14 protein-coding genes are annotated in these 15,271 nt (G+C 63.1%); 12 read left to right on the forward strand and 2 right to left on the reverse strand.

Features of this window, described 5'->3' with window-relative positions; genetic code table 11:
* Positions 1-4: 4 nt before the first annotated feature.
* The 12 genes from bamA to AC1D1F_RS02135 all read left to right on the forward strand — a co-directional run bounded on the left by bamA (position 5) and on the right by AC1D1F_RS02135 (position 13,671).
* On the forward strand, positions 5-2,302 hold the full coding sequence (bamA, locus tag AC1D1F_RS02080) for an outer membrane protein assembly factor BamA (protein ID WP_477696916.1): 2,298 nt from the start codon (positions 5-7) through the stop codon (positions 2,300-2,302).
* Positions 2,302-2,808 carry an OmpH/Skp family outer membrane protein gene (locus AC1D1F_RS02085; protein ID WP_477652181.1) on the forward strand — a complete coding sequence of 169 codons (507 nt, stop codon included), beginning with the start codon at positions 2,302-2,304 and terminating at the stop codon, positions 2,806-2,808. The genes bamA and AC1D1F_RS02085 overlap by 1 nt, the downstream gene beginning before the upstream one ends.
* 49 nt (positions 2,809-2,857) lie before the next feature.
* Entirely contained in the window at positions 2,858-3,919 is a 1,062-nt protein-coding gene (gene lpxD / locus AC1D1F_RS02090; RefSeq protein WP_477696915.1) for a UDP-3-O-(3-hydroxymyristoyl)glucosamine N-acyltransferase, read from the forward strand.
* Positions 3,916-4,356: a 3-hydroxyacyl-ACP dehydratase FabZ gene (fabZ, locus tag AC1D1F_RS02095; RefSeq protein ID WP_122956731.1), complete on the forward strand. Its 441-nt coding sequence runs from the start codon at positions 3,916-3,918 to the stop codon at positions 4,354-4,356. The genes lpxD and fabZ overlap by 4 nt, the downstream gene beginning before the upstream one ends.
* Before the next feature lie 31 nt (positions 4,357-4,387).
* Positions 4,388-5,200 carry an acyl-ACP--UDP-N-acetylglucosamine O-acyltransferase gene (gene lpxA, locus AC1D1F_RS02100; protein WP_477677504.1) on the forward strand — a complete coding sequence of 271 codons (813 nt, stop codon included), beginning with the start codon at positions 4,388-4,390 and terminating at the stop codon, positions 5,198-5,200.
* A gap of 94 nt (positions 5,201-5,294) precedes the next feature.
* Complete coding sequence (lpxB, locus tag AC1D1F_RS02105) at positions 5,295-6,425, forward strand: lipid-A-disaccharide synthase (protein ID WP_477696922.1); 1,131 nt, start codon at positions 5,295-5,297, stop codon at positions 6,423-6,425.
* Positions 6,397-7,014 (forward strand): ribonuclease HII, encoded by a 618-nt coding sequence (gene rnhB / locus AC1D1F_RS02110; protein WP_436154247.1) that lies wholly within the window; start codon positions 6,397-6,399, stop codon positions 7,012-7,014. The genes lpxB and rnhB overlap by 29 nt, the downstream gene beginning before the upstream one ends.
* Positions 7,011-7,817, forward strand: a complete 807-nt coding sequence (locus tag AC1D1F_RS02115) for a TrmH family RNA methyltransferase (RefSeq protein WP_477677505.1) — start codon at positions 7,011-7,013, stop codon at positions 7,815-7,817. Before rnhB ends, AC1D1F_RS02115 begins: the two co-directional genes overlap by 4 nt.
* 353 nt (positions 7,818-8,170) lie before the next feature.
* The gene (gene carA / locus AC1D1F_RS02120) at positions 8,171-9,352 is read left to right on the forward strand and encodes a glutamine-hydrolyzing carbamoyl-phosphate synthase small subunit (RefSeq protein WP_436154249.1); all 1,182 of its coding nucleotides are present in this window, start codon (positions 8,171-8,173) and stop codon (positions 9,350-9,352) included.
* Positions 9,345-12,575 (forward strand): carbamoyl-phosphate synthase large subunit, encoded by a 3,231-nt coding sequence (gene carB / locus AC1D1F_RS02125; protein ID WP_436154250.1) that lies wholly within the window; start codon positions 9,345-9,347, stop codon positions 12,573-12,575. Before carA ends, carB begins: the two co-directional genes overlap by 8 nt.
* 156 nt (positions 12,576-12,731) lie before the next feature.
* Positions 12,732-13,208, forward strand: coding sequence for a transcription elongation factor GreA (greA, locus tag AC1D1F_RS02130; protein ID WP_477652175.1), 477 nt, complete (start codon positions 12,732-12,734; stop codon positions 13,206-13,208).
* Positions 13,209-13,218: 10 nt separating this feature from the next.
* On the forward strand, positions 13,219-13,671 hold the full coding sequence (locus tag AC1D1F_RS02135) for a DUF4149 domain-containing protein (RefSeq protein WP_477677249.1): 453 nt from the start codon (positions 13,219-13,221) through the stop codon (positions 13,669-13,671).
* A 7-nt stretch (positions 13,672-13,678) separates the two neighbouring features.
* Here the strand turns inward: AC1D1F_RS02135 and folD are convergent, their stop codons facing one another.
* Both folD and AC1D1F_RS02145 read right to left on the reverse strand, forming a co-directional pair.
* Entirely contained in the window at positions 13,679-14,524 is an 846-nt protein-coding gene (gene folD / locus AC1D1F_RS02140) for a bifunctional methylenetetrahydrofolate dehydrogenase/methenyltetrahydrofolate cyclohydrolase FolD (protein WP_477696914.1), read from the reverse strand.
* Between the two features lie 84 nt (positions 14,525-14,608).
* Positions 14,609-15,235, reverse strand: coding sequence for a response regulator transcription factor (locus AC1D1F_RS02145; RefSeq protein WP_411877690.1), 627 nt, complete (start codon positions 15,233-15,235; stop codon positions 14,609-14,611).
* Between the last annotated feature and the right edge of the window lie 36 nt (positions 15,236-15,271).

The raw sequence follows: 15,271 nt of genomic DNA on the forward strand, positions 1-15,271 counted from the left end.
TTTCATGCAAAAACAAGTAAATCGCTTCAAAGTTCGCGCAGTCTGCGCCATCGCCGCCGGTCTTTTTGCAGCCAGCACCGCCTGGGCGGTGGACCCTTTCACGGTGCGCGACATTCGGGTTGAAGGTTTGCAGCGCGTGGAGCCCGGGACCATTTTCGCGTCGCTTCCCTTTCGTGTCGGCGAGACCTACAACGACGACAAGGGTTCGACCGCCATCCGCGCACTGTTCGGCCTGGGGCTGTTCAAGGACGTGAGGCTGGAGGTCAGCGGTGACGTGCTGGTGGTGATCGTTGAAGAACGCCCCACCGTGGCCGACGTGGACTTCGTCGGTACCAAGGAATTCGACAAGGAAGTGCTGAAGAAGGCCCTGCGTGAAGCCGGCATCGCCGACGGCCAGCCTTTTGACAAGGCGCTTGCCGACAAGGCCGAGCAGGAGCTCAAGCGCCAATACATCAACAAAAGCCTGTACGGCGTCGAGGTCATCACCACCGTCACGCCGATTGAACGCAACCGCGTCAACCTGACGTTCAGCGTCGTCGAGGGCGACGTGGCCAAGATCAAGGAAATTCACGTCACGGGCAACAAGGCGTTCAGCGAATCCACGCTGCTGGGCCTGTTCGACCTGGACACGGGGGGCTGGCTCAGCTGGTACACCAAGTCCGACCGCTACTCGCGCACCAAGCTCAATGCCGACATCGAAACGCTGCGCTCCTACTACCTGTCGCGCGGCTACCTGGAGTTCAAGGTCGAGTCGACCCAGGTCGCGATTTCCCCGGACAAGCAAAGCATCGCCATCACCGTCAATGTGAGCGAAGGTGAGCGCTTTGTGGTGTCGGGCGTCAAGCTGGAAGGTAACTACCTCAACAAGGAAGAAGAGTTCAAGACCCTGGTGAAGATTGAACCCGGCGAGCCCTACAACGCCGACCAGGTGGCTGAAACCACCAAGGCCTTCACCGACTACTTCGGCACTTTCGGATTCGCATTTGCGCGCGTCGAGGCAGTGCCCGAGATCGACCGCAGCAATAACCGCGTGGCCTTTGTGATCCAGGCGGATCCTTCCCGCCGTGCCTATGTGCGGCGTGTGAACGTTGCCGGCAACAACCGCACGCGCGACGAGGTCGTGCGCCGCGAGTTCCGCCAGTTCGAGTCGTCCTGGTATGACGGTGACAAGATTCGCCTTTCGCGCGACCGTGTGGACCGCCTGGGATACTTCAACGAAGTGAACATCGACACCCAAGAGGTGCCCGGCACCAGCGACCAGGTCGATGTGACCATGACCGTGGTGGAAAAGCCCACCGGCAATCTGCAGCTCGGTGCCGGTTACTCCAGCGCGGACAGCGTGTCCCTGCTGTTCGGCATCAAGCAGGAAAACGTGTTCGGCTCGGGCAACTACCTGGGGATTGAGCTCAACACCAGCAAGTCCAATCGCCAATTGGTGCTGAGCACCATCGATCCTTATTTCACGGCTGATGGTATTTCGCGCACGATCGACGTTTACGACCGCACCTCCAAACCGCTTTCCGGACAGGGCGGTGATTACAGCCTGAAAACCCGCGGCGCGAGCATCCGTTTCGGGGTGCCGTTCACCGAGAACGACACCGTCTATTTCGGCAGCGGCTACGAGCAGCTGACCATTGTCCCCGGCACCAACCTGCCGGCCAGCTACCAGACCTATGCCAATCAGTTTGGTTACAAAAGTGACTCCATCCCCCTGACGGTGGGATGGTCGCGCGACAGCCGGGATAGCTCCCTGGTTCCCACCACCGGTCGTTATCAGCGCGTGTACGGCGACTGGGGTGTCGCGGGCGACATCAAGTTCGTGCGCGCCAATTACCAGATCCAGCAGTACATTCCGCTGAACAAGCAGTTCACCGTCGCGCTGAACGGCGAATTTGGCTGGGGCAAGGGCCTGAACGGCCAGCCGTATCCGCTGTTCAAGAATTACTATTCGGGCGGCCTGGGATCGGTACGTGGCTTCGAGCAGGGCTCATTGGGCCCGCGCGATGCCTCCGACCTGGCCATTGGCGGACCGAAAAAACTGACCCTGAATGCCGAAGTGATCGCGCCGTTCCCCGGCGCGGGTAATGACAGGACCCTGCGTTTGTACGGTTTTGTCGATGCCGGCAATGTGTTCGGGGAAAAAGAACAATACAAGCTGAATGACCTGCGTATCTCCACCGGTATCGGCATCAGCTGGATTTCCCCGTTGGGGCCTTTGCGCATCGCCATCGCGACGCCGCTGCGTAAAAAGCCAGGCGATAGAATAGAGCGGTTGCAATTCCAAATTGGTACATCTTTCTAATGAAGCATCTTTCAAACAAAATTTTCCTCGGCCTTGTTGTCGCGTTGGCGGGTTTCTCGGCAAGCGCACAGGAGTTCAAGGTTGGTGTCGTCAATCTGGACCGGATTTTCCGCGAAGCCAATTCCGCCAAAGCCGCCCAGACCAAGCTCGAGCAGGAATTCAGCAAGCGTGAGAAAGAGCTGAACGACCTCGCAACGCAGCTCAAGACGCTGTCCGACAAGTTCGAGCGCGAGGCTCCCACTTTGGCCGAAAGCCAGCGCAACACGCGGCAAAAACAACTGGTGGACCAGGACCGGGATTTCCAGCGCAAGCGCCGCGAATTCCAGGAAGACCTCAATACCCGCAAGAACGAAGAGCTCCAGCAAGTGATTGAGCGCGCCAACAAGGTCGTGAAAACCCTGGCTGAAACCGAAAAATATGACCTGATCCTTCAGGAGTCGGTGTACGTCAACCCGAAACACGACATCACCGACAAAGTGATCAAGGCGCTGAACGCCGCCCGTTGATCGCGGGGGTGTTCACCACGATCACCATCGCCAAAACGGCAGGCGCAGTGTGACACTCCGTCTTGCCGATATCGCCCAGTTCCTCGCCGGTGTCAATGCCGAATTGATCGGCGATCCCGGCCTGCAGATTGAGCGGCTCTCCACCCTGGAGGCCGCCGGCCCCCACGACCTGAGCTTCCTCAGCCATCCCAAATACCTGGCCCAGCTGGCGCGGTCGGCCGCGGCCTGTGTCATCGTGGCGCCCGCCGCGCGGCAAGCCGCCCTCAGCCGGGGCGCCTGCATCGTGGTGGACGACCCCTACCACGCCTTCGCGCTGGTGACCCAGCTCTGGAAGCAGCGGCATGCCCCCCCGTCCGTGCCGCAGATCCACCCCAGTGCCTTTATCGATCCTACGGCCACGTTGGCGCGTGGGGTATCGGTGGGGGCCTTCGCCTGCATAGGGGAGGGCGCCGTCGTCGGTGTGGGTGCGCGCATTGCCGAGCATTGCGTCGTTGGGCGGCATGCTCAGGTCGGGGCGGATACCCGCCTGTCGGCGCGCGTCACCGTGGCGGACGGCTGCCGTATCGGAGCGCGCTGCATTGTGCATCCGGGGGCGGTGATAGGCGCCGACGGCTTCGGCTTCGCGTTGCACCAGGGCCAGTGGGTCAAGATCGAGCAACTGGGCGGTGTGCTGATCGGCGACGACGTGGAGATAGGCGCCAATACCTGCATAGACCGCGGCGCCTTGCAGGACACGGTGCTCGAAGACGGTGTCAAACTCGACAACCTGGTCCAGATCGGCCACAACGTGCGGGTGGGCAAGCACACCGCCATGGCCGGTTGCGCCGGCGTCGCGGGCAGCGCCACCATAGGCGCCCACTGCACTGTGGGCGGCGGCGCCATCGTGCTGGGCCACCTGAGCCTGGCCGACCACGTGCATGTCTCCGCGGCATCCGTCGTGACACGGTCCATCCTCAAGCCCGGAAATTACACCGGGCTCTTCCCCATCGACGACAATGCCGTCTGGGAAAAAAATGCCGCCACGCTCAAACAGCTCCACACGCTGCGCGAGCGCCTGCGGCTGGCTGAAAAAGCCATTCTGAACTCAGGACACATTGAAGAAAAATCATGATGGATATCCACCAAATTCTCAAGCAGCTTCCGCATCGCTATCCCATCCTGCTGGTGGACCGCGTACTCGAAATCGAAAAAGGCAAAAGCATCAAGGCGCTCAAGAACGTCACGATCAACGAGCCTTTCTTCATGGGGCACTTCCCTCACCACCCAGTCATGCCCGGCGTGCTGATGCTTGAAGCCATGGCGCAGGCCGCCGCCTTGCTGGCCTTTGAGACATTGGGCGTGACGCCCGACGACAAGACGGTTTATTACTTCGCCGGCATAGACGGGGCGCGCTTCAAGCGCCCGGTCGAGCCCGGCGACCAGCTGATCATGGATGTCACGCTGGACCGCATGAAGGCCGGCATTTTCAAATTCAAGGGCGTGACCCGTGTCGGCGACACCATTGCCTGCGAGGCCGAACTGATGTGCACCATGCGCACCATAGCGTGACCCGGGCCGCAACCATCCAGGCGAGCGCGACATGACAGCATCCCCTAACGCGCCGGGCGTCCATGCCACGGCCCTTGTGGACCCGCAAGCCCAACTCCACGAATCGGTGAGCGTCGGGCCCTACACCGTCATCGGCCCCCACGTGAAAGTCGGCGCGGGCACGACCATAGGCGCGCACTGCGTGATCGAAGGCCACACCACCATAGGCCGCGACAACCGGATCTTCCAGTTCAATTCGCTGGGTGCCATCCCGCAGGACAAAAAGTACGCGGGTGAGCCTTGCGAGCTGGTCATCGGCGACCGCAACACCATTCGCGAGTTCTGCACCTTCAACATCGGCTCGCCCGGCGACACGGGCGTGACGCGCGTGGGCGACGACAACTGGCTCATGGCCTATGTGCACCTGGCGCATGACTGCGTCGTGGGCAACAACACGATTTTTGCCAACAACACCCAGCTGGGCGGGCATGTGCACGTGGGCGACTGGGTGATCCTGGGCGGTTTTACCGTCGCGCACCAGTTCGTGAAAATCGGCGCCCACAGCTTTACCGCCATGTGCTCGCTGCTGTTCGCCGATTTGCCGCCTTTTGTCATGGCACAGGGCCAGCCGGCCGAGGCGCGGTCCATGAACTTCGAAGGGCTGCGGCGTCGGGGTTTTTCACCCGATCGTATTTCCGCCATCAAGGCCATGCACAAGGCGCTGTACCGCGACGACCTCACGCTCGACCAGGCCCGCGCGCGCATTGCCGAACTGACCGCGAAACACCCGGAATCGGCGCCCGACGTGGAGATGATGCTCTCCTTCCTGGCGCAAACCTCGCCGCAACGCGGCATCGTCCGGTAAGGCCATGTCTCTCGAGACCAGCCCTCTGCCAGCCCGTGGAGAGGCTGGCGGCCTCGCCGCAACACTGCCGGCCGGCCGCGCACCCAAGGTGGCCATGGTCGCGGGGGAAACCTCCGGCGACCTGCTGGCGGGTTTGCTGCTCGACGGCCTCAAGGCCCGCTGGCCGGCTTTGGCCTCCAGCGGCATAGGCGGCCCGCAGATGGCCAAACGCGGTTTTGAGCCCTGGTGGCCCAGCGAGAAGCTCGCCGTGCGCGGCTACGTTGAGGTGCTGCGCCACTACCGCGAGATCGTCGGCATCCGCGAACAACTCAAACAACGCCTGCTGGCGCAGCGCCCCGATGTTTTCGTCGGCGTGGATGCGCCCGACTTCAACCTGGACCTCGAGGCCGCCTTGAAAGGGCAGGGCATCAAGACCGTGCACTTTGTCAGTCCGTCGATCTGGGCCTGGCGCGCCGACCGCGTTGAAAAAATACGGCGCAGCGTGGACCACGTGCTGTGCATTTTTCCGTTCGAGCCGGCCTTGCTGGCCGCCCACGGCATTGCCGCGACCTATGTCGGGCATCCGCTGGCCAGTGTCATTCCGCTGCAGCCCGACCGCGCCGCCGCACGGCGCGCGCTGGGGCTGCGGGACGACAGCACCGTGGTCGCTATCCTGCCGGGCAGCCGGAAGTCGGAAATCCAATACCTGGCGCAGCGGTTTTTCGCTGCTGCGGCCCTGATCCGTAGGTCGCAGCCCGCAATCCAGTTCGTCGTGCCCGCCATCCCGGCCCTGAAAGCCACGATCGAACACATCGCCGACGAAACTGGCATGCGGGCCCATCTGCAAATCCTTGAGGGCCAGTCGCACGCCGCCCTGGCCGCGTGTGATGTCACCCTGATCGCCAGCGGTACCGCCACCCTGGAAGCCGCGCTGTACAAGCGGCCCATGGTGATCGCCTACAACATGAACTGGCTGTCCTGGCAGATCATGCGGCGCAAAAAGCTGCAGCCCTGGGTGGGCCTGCCCAACATCCTGTGCCGCGACTTTGTCGTGCCCGAGCTGCTGCAGGACCAGGCCACGCCCGAGGCGCTGGCCGGGGCGGTCCTGCAATGGGTGGAGGCAAAATCCTCGGCACCTGACAAAATAGCGGCTGTGGAACAACGATTCGCCGCGCTGCATACCGAACTGCGGCGGGATACTTCAACATTAGCGACCGATGCGATCCAGCAAATTCTTGAAAGCTGAGCAAACCGCGCTGTCCTGGGACATTCCCGGGCTGGTGGCCGGCGTTGACGAGGCAGGGCGCGGCCCCTTGATGGGCCCGGTGGTGGCCGCCGCCGTCATCCTTGACGAATTGAACCCGATCCAAGGACTGGCCGACTCCAAGAAGCTCACGGCCCTGCGCCGCGAAAAGCTCTACGACGAAATCCGTGCCAAGGCCCTGTGCTGCTCGATTGCGCAGGCCAGTGTCGAAGAGATTGACAGCCTCAACATCCTGCAGGCCACCATGCTGGCCATGAAGCGCGCGGTGGAGGGCCTGCGTCTCAAGCCCAACAAGGTGCTGGTCGACGGCAACCGCCTGCCCACGCTGGTGATCCTTTCGGAAGCCATTGTGGGCGGCGACGCACTGGTGCCCGCCATCTCGGCGGCCTCCATCCTGGCCAAGGTGCACCGCGACCGATGGTGCGCCGAGTTCCACCTGGAATATCCCCAATACGGCTTTGCCGACCACAAAGGCTACGGCACGGCCGAGCACCTGGCCGCGCTGCGCGAGCACGGCGCCTGCCCGCAGCACCGCAGGTCCTTCGCGCCGGTGGCCGAGGTCCTCCGGTGAGCCAGGGTTCTTCTTCCTCTTCCGGGCCTGCCGCCGAAGTCACCCACGTCACCTCACGCGACAACCCGCTGATCAAGGATTTGCGCAGGCTGTCCCAGGACAGCACGGCCTACCGCAAGCAGGGCCGCGTCTGGCTGGAAGGCGATCACCTGTGCCGCGCGGCGCTGGCGCGGGGACTCAAACCTGCCCTGGCTGTTTTTTCGGAATCCTATTGGCCGGTCGCCCCCGCGGAATGGACGCGTGCTGCGCCCAAAAGCATCGTCATCCCCGACGCCTTGCTGCCCGAGATCAGCGGCCTGGAGTCGCCCGCGCGCATGGGCTTTGTGCTCGATTTGCCGGCCGCCACCGGCCTGCAGCCTGCTGCGGCCTCGGTGATCCTGGACAGGGTGCAGGACGCCGGCAACGTCGGCTCCATCCTGCGCAGCGCCGCGGCCTTTGGTTTCGGCCAGGTCATCGCCCTCAAAGGCACGGCGGCGCTCTGGTCGCCCAAGGTCTTGCGCGCCGGCATGGGCGCCCACTTTGCCCTGCAACTGGTGGAAGGCCTGGAGTCCGAGGCGCTGGCCGCGTTGACGGTCCCCATCGTCGTCACCAGCTCGCACCACGGCGACTTTTTGCACCAGCAAAAGCTGCCCATGCCCTGCGCCTGGGCCATGGGTCACGAAGGGCAGGGCGTAGGCGACGACCTGATGGCCAGGGCAGCCCTCAAAGTCCGCATAGACCAGCCCGGCGGCGAGGAGTCGCTCAACGTCGCCGCCGCCGCCGCGATTTGCCTCTATGCCAGCTCGTTGGTGAAGAGCTCTTAATTCCAGCCGGGGCCGCGGAACTGGCTTTGCCAGGCCGCAGGCGCAGCGGCCCCCTCGGGGGGGGCAAGGAGCTACACGCAGTGAGCGACTGTGGGGGCCTTTCTTCATCAGCATGAGCCGCGGAACCGGCTTTGCCGGGCCGCAGGCGGGCGGCCCCCTCGAGGGGGCAGGGAGCTACACGCAGTGAGCGACCGTGGGGGCCAGTGTTCAGGCTATAATCAAGGGCTTTTCAAAACACAGCTTCGCCCGAGCGCATACAAAGCCACCACCCTCACAAAAGCAGCCTGCAAGAGTCTTGACCGAGACGTTTCTTGTGCACGCTTGGGCGAACCGTAACCAACCCGGAGAACCCAGTGCTTTTGTCTCTACAGGGAAACACCCCTCACGCCATCCTGGCGCTCGCAGACGGCACGGTCTTTATCGGCAATTCGATTGGGGCCGCGGGCTCCACGGTCGGCGAAGTGGTGTTCAACACCGCGATGACCGGCTACCAGGAAATCCTCACGGATCCCAGCTACTGCCAGCAGATCGTCACCCTCACGTACCCGCATATCGGCAACTACGGCATCAATGCCGAAGACGTCGAAGCTGAAAAAGTCCATGCCGCCGGCTTGATCATCAAGGACCTGCCGCTGCTGGCCTCGAACTTCCGCATGACCATGACCCTGTCCGAATACCTGGTCAAGGAAAACACCGTCGCCATCGCCGGCATAGACACCCGCCAGCTGACCCGCCACCTGCGCACCAAGGGCGCGCAAAACGGCTGCATCCTGGCCTTGCCCGCGGGCGAGGCGGTGAGCCAGCCGGCGATCGAGAAAGCCGTCGCGGCGGCGCGCGGCGCCCCCAGCATGGCCGGCCTGGACCTGGCCAAAGTCGTCTCGGTCAAGCAGACCTACGAATGGACGCAGACCGAGTGGAAGCTCGGCGCGGGCTACGGCGTGCAGATCACGCCGAAATTTCATGTCGTGGCCTTCGACTTCGGCGTGAAGAAAAACATCCTGCGCATGATGGCCGAGCGCGGCGCGCGCATCACAGTGGTGCCGGCGCAAACGCCCGCGGCCGACGTGCTCAAGCTCAAACCCGACGGCATCTTCCTGGCCAACGGCCCTGGCGACCCGGAGCCTTGCGACTACGCAATCACCGCGGTGCGCGAACTGATCGAAACCGGCATCCCGACCTTCGGCATCTGCCTGGGCCACCAGATCATGGCGCTGGCCAGCGGCGCGAAGACCTTCAAGATGAAGTTCGGCCACCACGGCGCAAACCACCCGGTCAAAGACCTGGACAACGGCCGCGTCAGCATCACCAGCCAGAACCATGGTTTCGCGGTCGATGAGAAAAGCCTGCCCGCCAACCTCAGGCCCACGCACATCAGCCTGTTCGACGGCACGCTGCAAGGCCTGGCCCGCACCGACAAGCCGGCCTTCTGCTTCCAGGGCCACCCGGAAGCCTCGCCCGGCCCGCACGATATTTCATACTTGTTTGACCGTTTCACCGCGCTGATGGAACAGGCTGGGGAGAAGAAAAATGCCTAAGCGCACAGACATCAAGAGCGTCCTCATCATCGGCGCCGGCCCCATCATCATCGGCCAGGCCTGCGAGTTCGACTACTCCGGCGTGCAGGCCTGCAAGGCCTTGCGTGAAGAAGGCTACAAGGTCATCCTGATCAACAGCAACCCTGCCACGATCATGACCGACCCGGCCACCGCCGACGTCACTTACATCGAGCCCATCACCTGGCAGACGGTCGAAAAAATCATCGCCAAGGAGCGCCCCGACGCCATCCTGCCGACCATGGGCGGCCAGACCGCGCTCAACTGCGCGCTGGACCTCTGGCACAACGGCGTGCTCGACAAATACAAGGTTGAGTTGATTGGCGCCAAGCCCGAGGCCATCGACAAGGCCGAAGACCGCCTGAAGTTCAAGGACGCGATGACCAAGATCGGGCTGGGCTCGGCCCGTTCCGGCATCGCGCACAGCATGGATGAGGCCTGGGCCGTCCAGAAGACCGTCGGCTTCCCCACCGTGATCCGCCCCAGCTTCACGCTGGGAGGCACCGGCGGCGGCATCGCCTACAACTCCGAAGAGTTTGAAGTCATCTGCAAGCGCGGCCTCGAAGCCTCGCCCACCAACGAGCTGCTGATCGAGGAATCGCTGCTCGGCTGGAAAGAGTACGAGATGGAAGTCGTGCGCGACACCGCCGACAACTGCATCATCGTCTGCTCCATTGAAAACCTGGACCCCATGGGCGTGCACACCGGCGACTCCATCACGGTGGCCCCGGCCCAGACGTTGACCGACAAGGAATACCAGATCCTGCGCAACGCCTCCCTGGCCGTGCTGCGTGAGATCGGCGTGGACACCGGCGGCTCCAACGTGCAGTTCTCCATCAATCCGGTCGATGGCCGCATGGTCGTGATCGAGATGAACCCGCGCGTGTCGCGTTCCTCGGCGCTGGCTTCCAAGGCCACGGGCTTCCCGATCGCCAAGGTCGCCGCCAAGTTGGCCGTGGGCTACACGCTCGATGAGTTGCGCAACGAAATCACGGGCGGCGCCACCCCCGCGAGTTTCGAGCCCAGCATCGACTACGTCGTCACCAAGATCCCGCGTTTTGCATTTGAAAAATTCCCGGCCGCCGATTCGCGCCTGACCACACAGATGAAATCCGTCGGTGAAGTCATGGCCATGGGCCGTACCTTCCAGGAGTCTTTCCAGAAAGCTTTGCGCGGCCTGGAAGTCGGCGTGGACGGCATGAACGAAAAGACCCAGGACCGCGAAGTGCTCGAGAAAGAACTCGGCGCGCCCGGCCCTGACCGCATCTGGTACGTAGGCGATGCCTTCGCCCAGGGCATGAGCGTCGACGAAGTTTTCGCGCTGACCAAGATCGATCCCTGGTTCCTCGTGCAGATCGAGCAGATCGTCAAGATCGAGCTTGAACTCGAAACCACCTCGCTCGACAAGATCGACGCCGTCACGCTGCGCGCGCTCAAGCAAAAAGGCTTCTCCGACCGCCGCCTGGCCAAGCAGCTCAAGACCACCGACACGGCGATCCGCGAGAAGCGCCGCGCGCTGGGCGTGCGCCCGGTCTACAAGCGCGTGGACACCTGCGCCGCCGAGTTCGCGACCAACACCGCCTACATGTATTCGACCTACGAGGCCGAAGGCAGCGAATGCGAAGCCGCGCCCACCGACAAGAAAAAAATCATGGTGCTGGGCGGCGGGCCCAACCGCATCGGGCAGGGCATCGAGTTTGACTACTGCTGCGTGCACGCGGCGCTGGCCATGCGCGAAGACGGCTACGAGACCATCATGGTCAACTGCAACCCCGAGACCGTCTCCACCGACTACGACACCAGCGACCGCCTGTATTTCGAGCCGCTGACGCTCGAAGACGTGCTCGAGATCGTCGACAAGGAAAAGCCGCTGGGCGTGATCGTCCAGTACGGCGGCCAGACACCTTTGAAGCTGGCACTGGACCTGGAAGCCAACGGCGTGCCCATCATCGGCACCTCGCCCGACATGATCGACGCGGCGGAAGACCGTGAGCGCTTCCAGAAGCTGCTGCACGAACTCAAGCTGCGCCAGCCGCCCAACGCCACGGCTCGCACCGAACCCGAAGCACTCGAAAAAGCCGCCGCGCTGGGCTACCCCCTGGTCGTGCGCCCCAGCTATGTGCTGGGCGGCCGCGCCATGGAAATCGTGCACGAACAGCGCGACCTCGAACGCTACATGCGCGAAGCCGTCAAGGTCAGCCATGACTCGCCGGTGCTGTTGGACCGCTTCCTGAACGACGCCATCGAATGCGACGTCGACTGCCTGCGCGACCCTGAAGGCCGCACTTTCATCGGCGGCGTGATGGAGCACATCGAACAGGCCGGCGTGCACAGCGGCGACTCGGCCTGCTCGCTGCCGCCGTATTCGCTGAGCGCCGAAACCGTCACCGAGATCAAGCGCCAGACCGCGGCCATGGCCGAGGCGCTCACTGTGGTGGGCCTCATGAACGTGCAGTTCGCGATCCAGAACATTGACGGCAAGGACGTGATCTACGTGCTGGAAGTCAACCCGCGTGCCTCGCGCACCGTGCCCTTCGTCAGCAAGGCCACCGGCATCCAGCTGGCCAAGGTGGCGGCGCGCTGCATGGTCGGCCAGTCGTTGGCTTCGCAAGGCATCAAGGACGAAGTCACGCCGCCTTACTTCAGCGTCAAGGAAGCGGTGTTCCCCTTTGTCAAGTTCCCCGGCGTGGACACGATTCTCGGCCCCGAGATGAAGTCGACCGGCGAAGTCATGGGCGTGGGCAAGACCTTCGGCGAAGCCTTCGTGAAATCCCAACTGGGCGCGGGAACCAAGCTGCCAACCTCCGGCAAGGTTTTCCTGACCGTCAAGAACAACGACAAGCCGCGCGCCGTGGAAGTGGCGCGCGCGCTGGCCGCGCAGAAGTTCGAGCTGGTCGCGACCAAGGGAACGGCGGCGGCCATCCAGGCGGCGGGCATTGCCTGCACCGTGGTCAACAAGGTCACCGAAGGCCGGCCGCACGTGGTGGACATGATCAAGAACAACGAAATCGCCTTGGTCATCAACACCGTCGAAGAGCGGCGCAACGCGATCACCGATTCGCGCCAGATACGGACCTCGGCGCTGCTGGCCCGCGTGACGACCTACACCACCATTGCCGGCGCCGAAGCGGCCGTGGAGGGCATGAAATACCTGGACAACCTCCCGGTGTATTCCGTGCAGGAGCTGCACGCGCAGCTGGCCTGACGGCCTGGGTAGCCCGGGTTTTTCCCGGGCTTTTCCAGGGCTATTCCCAGCTTGAGCCGGGCCCGATTTGCATTAAACTTGTTTCGTTGAAATTTTGGATTCAAGCGCCGCCGCCAGGTGACTGGTGGCGGTTTCGCTTTTGCAGGAGCAAAAAACATGGCCACCATTCCCATCACCAAGCGCGGCGCGGAAAGCCTCAAGGCCGAGCTGCACCAGCTCAAGACCGTTGACCGCCCCTGGGTCATCAATTCGATTTCTGAAGCGCGCGCCCAGGGCGATCTGAGCGAAAACGCCGAATACGACGCCGCCAAGGACCGCCAGGGTTTCATCGAAGGCCGCATCCAGGAAATCGAGGGCAAACTTTCCGCCGCGCAGATCATCGACCCGTCCGAACTGGACGCCGGCGGCAAGGTGGTGTTCGGCTCGACCATCGAACTGGAAGACGAAGACACCGGCGACAAGGTGACCTACCAGATCGTCGGCGAAGACGAGGCCGACATCAAGCAGGGCCGGGTCAACATCAGCTCGCCGATCGCGCGCGCCCTGATCGGCAAGGACGAGGGCGATACCGCCGAAGTCCAGGCGCCGGGCGGCATCAAGCGCTATGAAATCATCGCGGTGATGTACATCTAAACTGAATTTGATGAAGCAGCGCTTCAATGTGATGGTGGCAGCCCTCTGGTGGGGCAGCCTGACAGCGTTGGGTTTCGTCGTAGTCCCTATGCTGTTCGCCAACCTGGGCACGCCCGCCGTGGCAGGCGCCATGGCCGCCAAGCTTTTCACCGCCCAAACCTGGGTCAGTGCCGGCTGCGCCATGCTGCTACTCGTGGTGCTCAATAAGAAGGACGACGCAACCCTCGCGCGGCAAGCGCAGGCCGCGATGAAATTCGTCGTCGCCGGCCTGTTGCTGGCTTTGGTTGTGGAGTTTGGCATCGCGCCGCGCATCGTCAGTGCGCGCGCCGAAGGCGGCAATCTCAAGCTCTGGCATGGCCTGGGCACGGCCTTGTATGTCGTGCAATGGCTGTGCGCCGGCTTGGCGCTTTGGCGCCTGGTGCCAGCATCGCCACCTGCTCAGTCGCCGCCCGCCGCGGGCTGAAAAGCGTTCAGCAGCGTTCCGCGGCTTCGAGCGTATTGACCAGCAGCATGGTGATGGTCATGGGGCCGACACCGCCGGGCACCGGCGTGATGTAGCCCGCGACTTCCTTCACGCCCTCAAAATCCACGTCGCCGCAGAGCTTGCCTTCGTCGTTGCGGTTCATGCCCACGTCGATCACGACCGCGCCCGGCTTGACCATGTCGGCCGTCAGCACATTGCGTTTGCCGACGGCGGCCACGATCACGTCGGCCTGCAGCGTCATGGCCTTGAGGTCTTTGGTCGCGCTGTGGCAAATCGTGACGGTGGCATTTTTTTGCAGCAGCATCAGTGCCATGGGCTTGCCGACGATGTTGCTGCGGCCAATCACCATCGCATGCTTGCCCTTGAGGTCGTAGTGGATGCTTTCCAGCATCTTCATGCAGCCGTAAGGCGTGCAGGGCCAGAAGCCCGGCTGGCCGACCATGAGCGCGCCGGCGCTGGCGACGTGAAAACCGTCCACGTCCTTGGCCGGCGAGATGGCCTCGATGACCTTGTGCGCGTCGATGTGGGCCGGCAGCGGCAGCTGCACCAGGATGCCGTGGATGGACGGGTCATTATTGAGCGCGTCCACGCGCGCCAGCAGATCGGCTTCGCTGAGGGTGTCGGGGTATTTTTCGAGCACAGAATGCAGGCCGTTGTCTTCGCAGGCTTTGACCTTGTTGCGCACATAGACCTGGCTGGCCGGGTTTTCGCCCACCAGCACCACGGCCAGGCCGGGCGTGACGCCGCGTGCGCGCAGGGCGGCGGCCCGCCGGGCGACGTCAGCGCGCAATTGTTTGGAGAGGGCGTTTCCGTCAATCAGCTGGGCGGTCATTTGAATCGGCTTCTCAAAGTAAAAACGCCCGTTGGTCCAATCAATACGGGCGTTAAAGCTATCAAGGGATAGCGAAAGAGGGAATCAGGCCTTGGGCGCGTTGGACCCCAGGGCGATTTTGAGCAGGTCGGCCACGGTGTTGGCGTTGAGCTTTTCCATGATGTTGGCACGGTGGGCTTCCACCGTCTTGATGCTGATGCCCAGGTCGTCGGCGATCTGCTTGTTGAGGCGTCCCGCCACGATGCGCTCGAGCACCTGGGCTTCGCGCGAGGTGAGCTTGGCCAGCAGGGCGTCGCGGCTGGCGGACTGCTGGAATTCGCTGAAGGCCTCCTTGGCCTGCTCCAGCATGCGCTCGACCAGATTGACCAGGGCTTCTTCCTGGAAAGGCTTCTGGATGAAGTCCATCGCGCCTTTTTTCATGGTGTTGACCGCCATGGGCACGTCGCCGTGGCCGGTGATGAACACGATGGGCAGCGGCGACTTGCGCTCGACCAGGCGGTCTTGCAGCTCCAGGCCCGTCATGCCGCCCATGCGGATGTCGACGATCAGGCAGGCCACTTCGCGCGGGTCGTAGCGGGAGAGGAAAGTTTCGGCGGAGTCGTAGCAGCGGACGCGGTAGTCCTTGCCTTCGAGCAGCCACTGCAGCGAGTCGCGCACGCCCTCGTCATCATCAACGACGTAGACGGTACCTTTTTTGGGAATCAAGCTCATGCCAAACTTTCTTTCGTGAACTTCTCAAGAGACGGT

The organism is Polaromonas sp. P1_H6, assembly GCF_056405195.1.

Excerpts from the sequence above, each read along its gene's own strand:
- bamA (WP_477696916.1), top strand. The coding sequence starts at position 5 with ATGCAAAAACAAGTAAATCGCTTCAAAGTTCGCGCAGTCTGCGCCATC.
- AC1D1F_RS02085 (WP_477652181.1), top strand. The coding sequence starts at position 2,302 with ATGAAGCATCTTTCAAACAAAATTTTCCTCGGCCTTGTTGTCGCGTTG.
- fabZ (WP_122956731.1), top strand. The coding sequence starts at position 3,916 with ATGATGGATATCCACCAAATTCTCAAGCAGCTTCCGCATCGCTATCCC.
- lpxA (WP_477677504.1), top strand. The coding sequence starts at position 4,388 with ATGACAGCATCCCCTAACGCGCCGGGCGTCCATGCCACGGCCCTTGTG.
- lpxB (WP_477696922.1), top strand. The coding sequence starts at position 5,295 with ATGGTCGCGGGGGAAACCTCCGGCGACCTGCTGGCGGGTTTGCTGCTC.
- rnhB (WP_436154247.1), top strand. The coding sequence starts at position 6,397 with ATGCGATCCAGCAAATTCTTGAAAGCTGAGCAAACCGCGCTGTCCTGG.
- carB (WP_436154250.1), top strand. The coding sequence starts at position 9,345 with ATGCCTAAGCGCACAGACATCAAGAGCGTCCTCATCATCGGCGCCGGC.
- greA (WP_477652175.1), top strand. The coding sequence starts at position 12,732 with ATGGCCACCATTCCCATCACCAAGCGCGGCGCGGAAAGCCTCAAGGCC.
- AC1D1F_RS02135 (WP_477677249.1), top strand. The coding sequence starts at position 13,219 with ATGAAGCAGCGCTTCAATGTGATGGTGGCAGCCCTCTGGTGGGGCAGC.
- folD (WP_477696914.1), bottom strand. The coding sequence starts at position 14,524 with ATGACCGCCCAGCTGATTGACGGAAACGCCCTCTCCAAACAATTGCGC.
- AC1D1F_RS02145 (WP_411877690.1), bottom strand. The coding sequence starts at position 15,235 with ATGAGCTTGATTCCCAAAAAAGGTACCGTCTACGTCGTTGATGATGAC.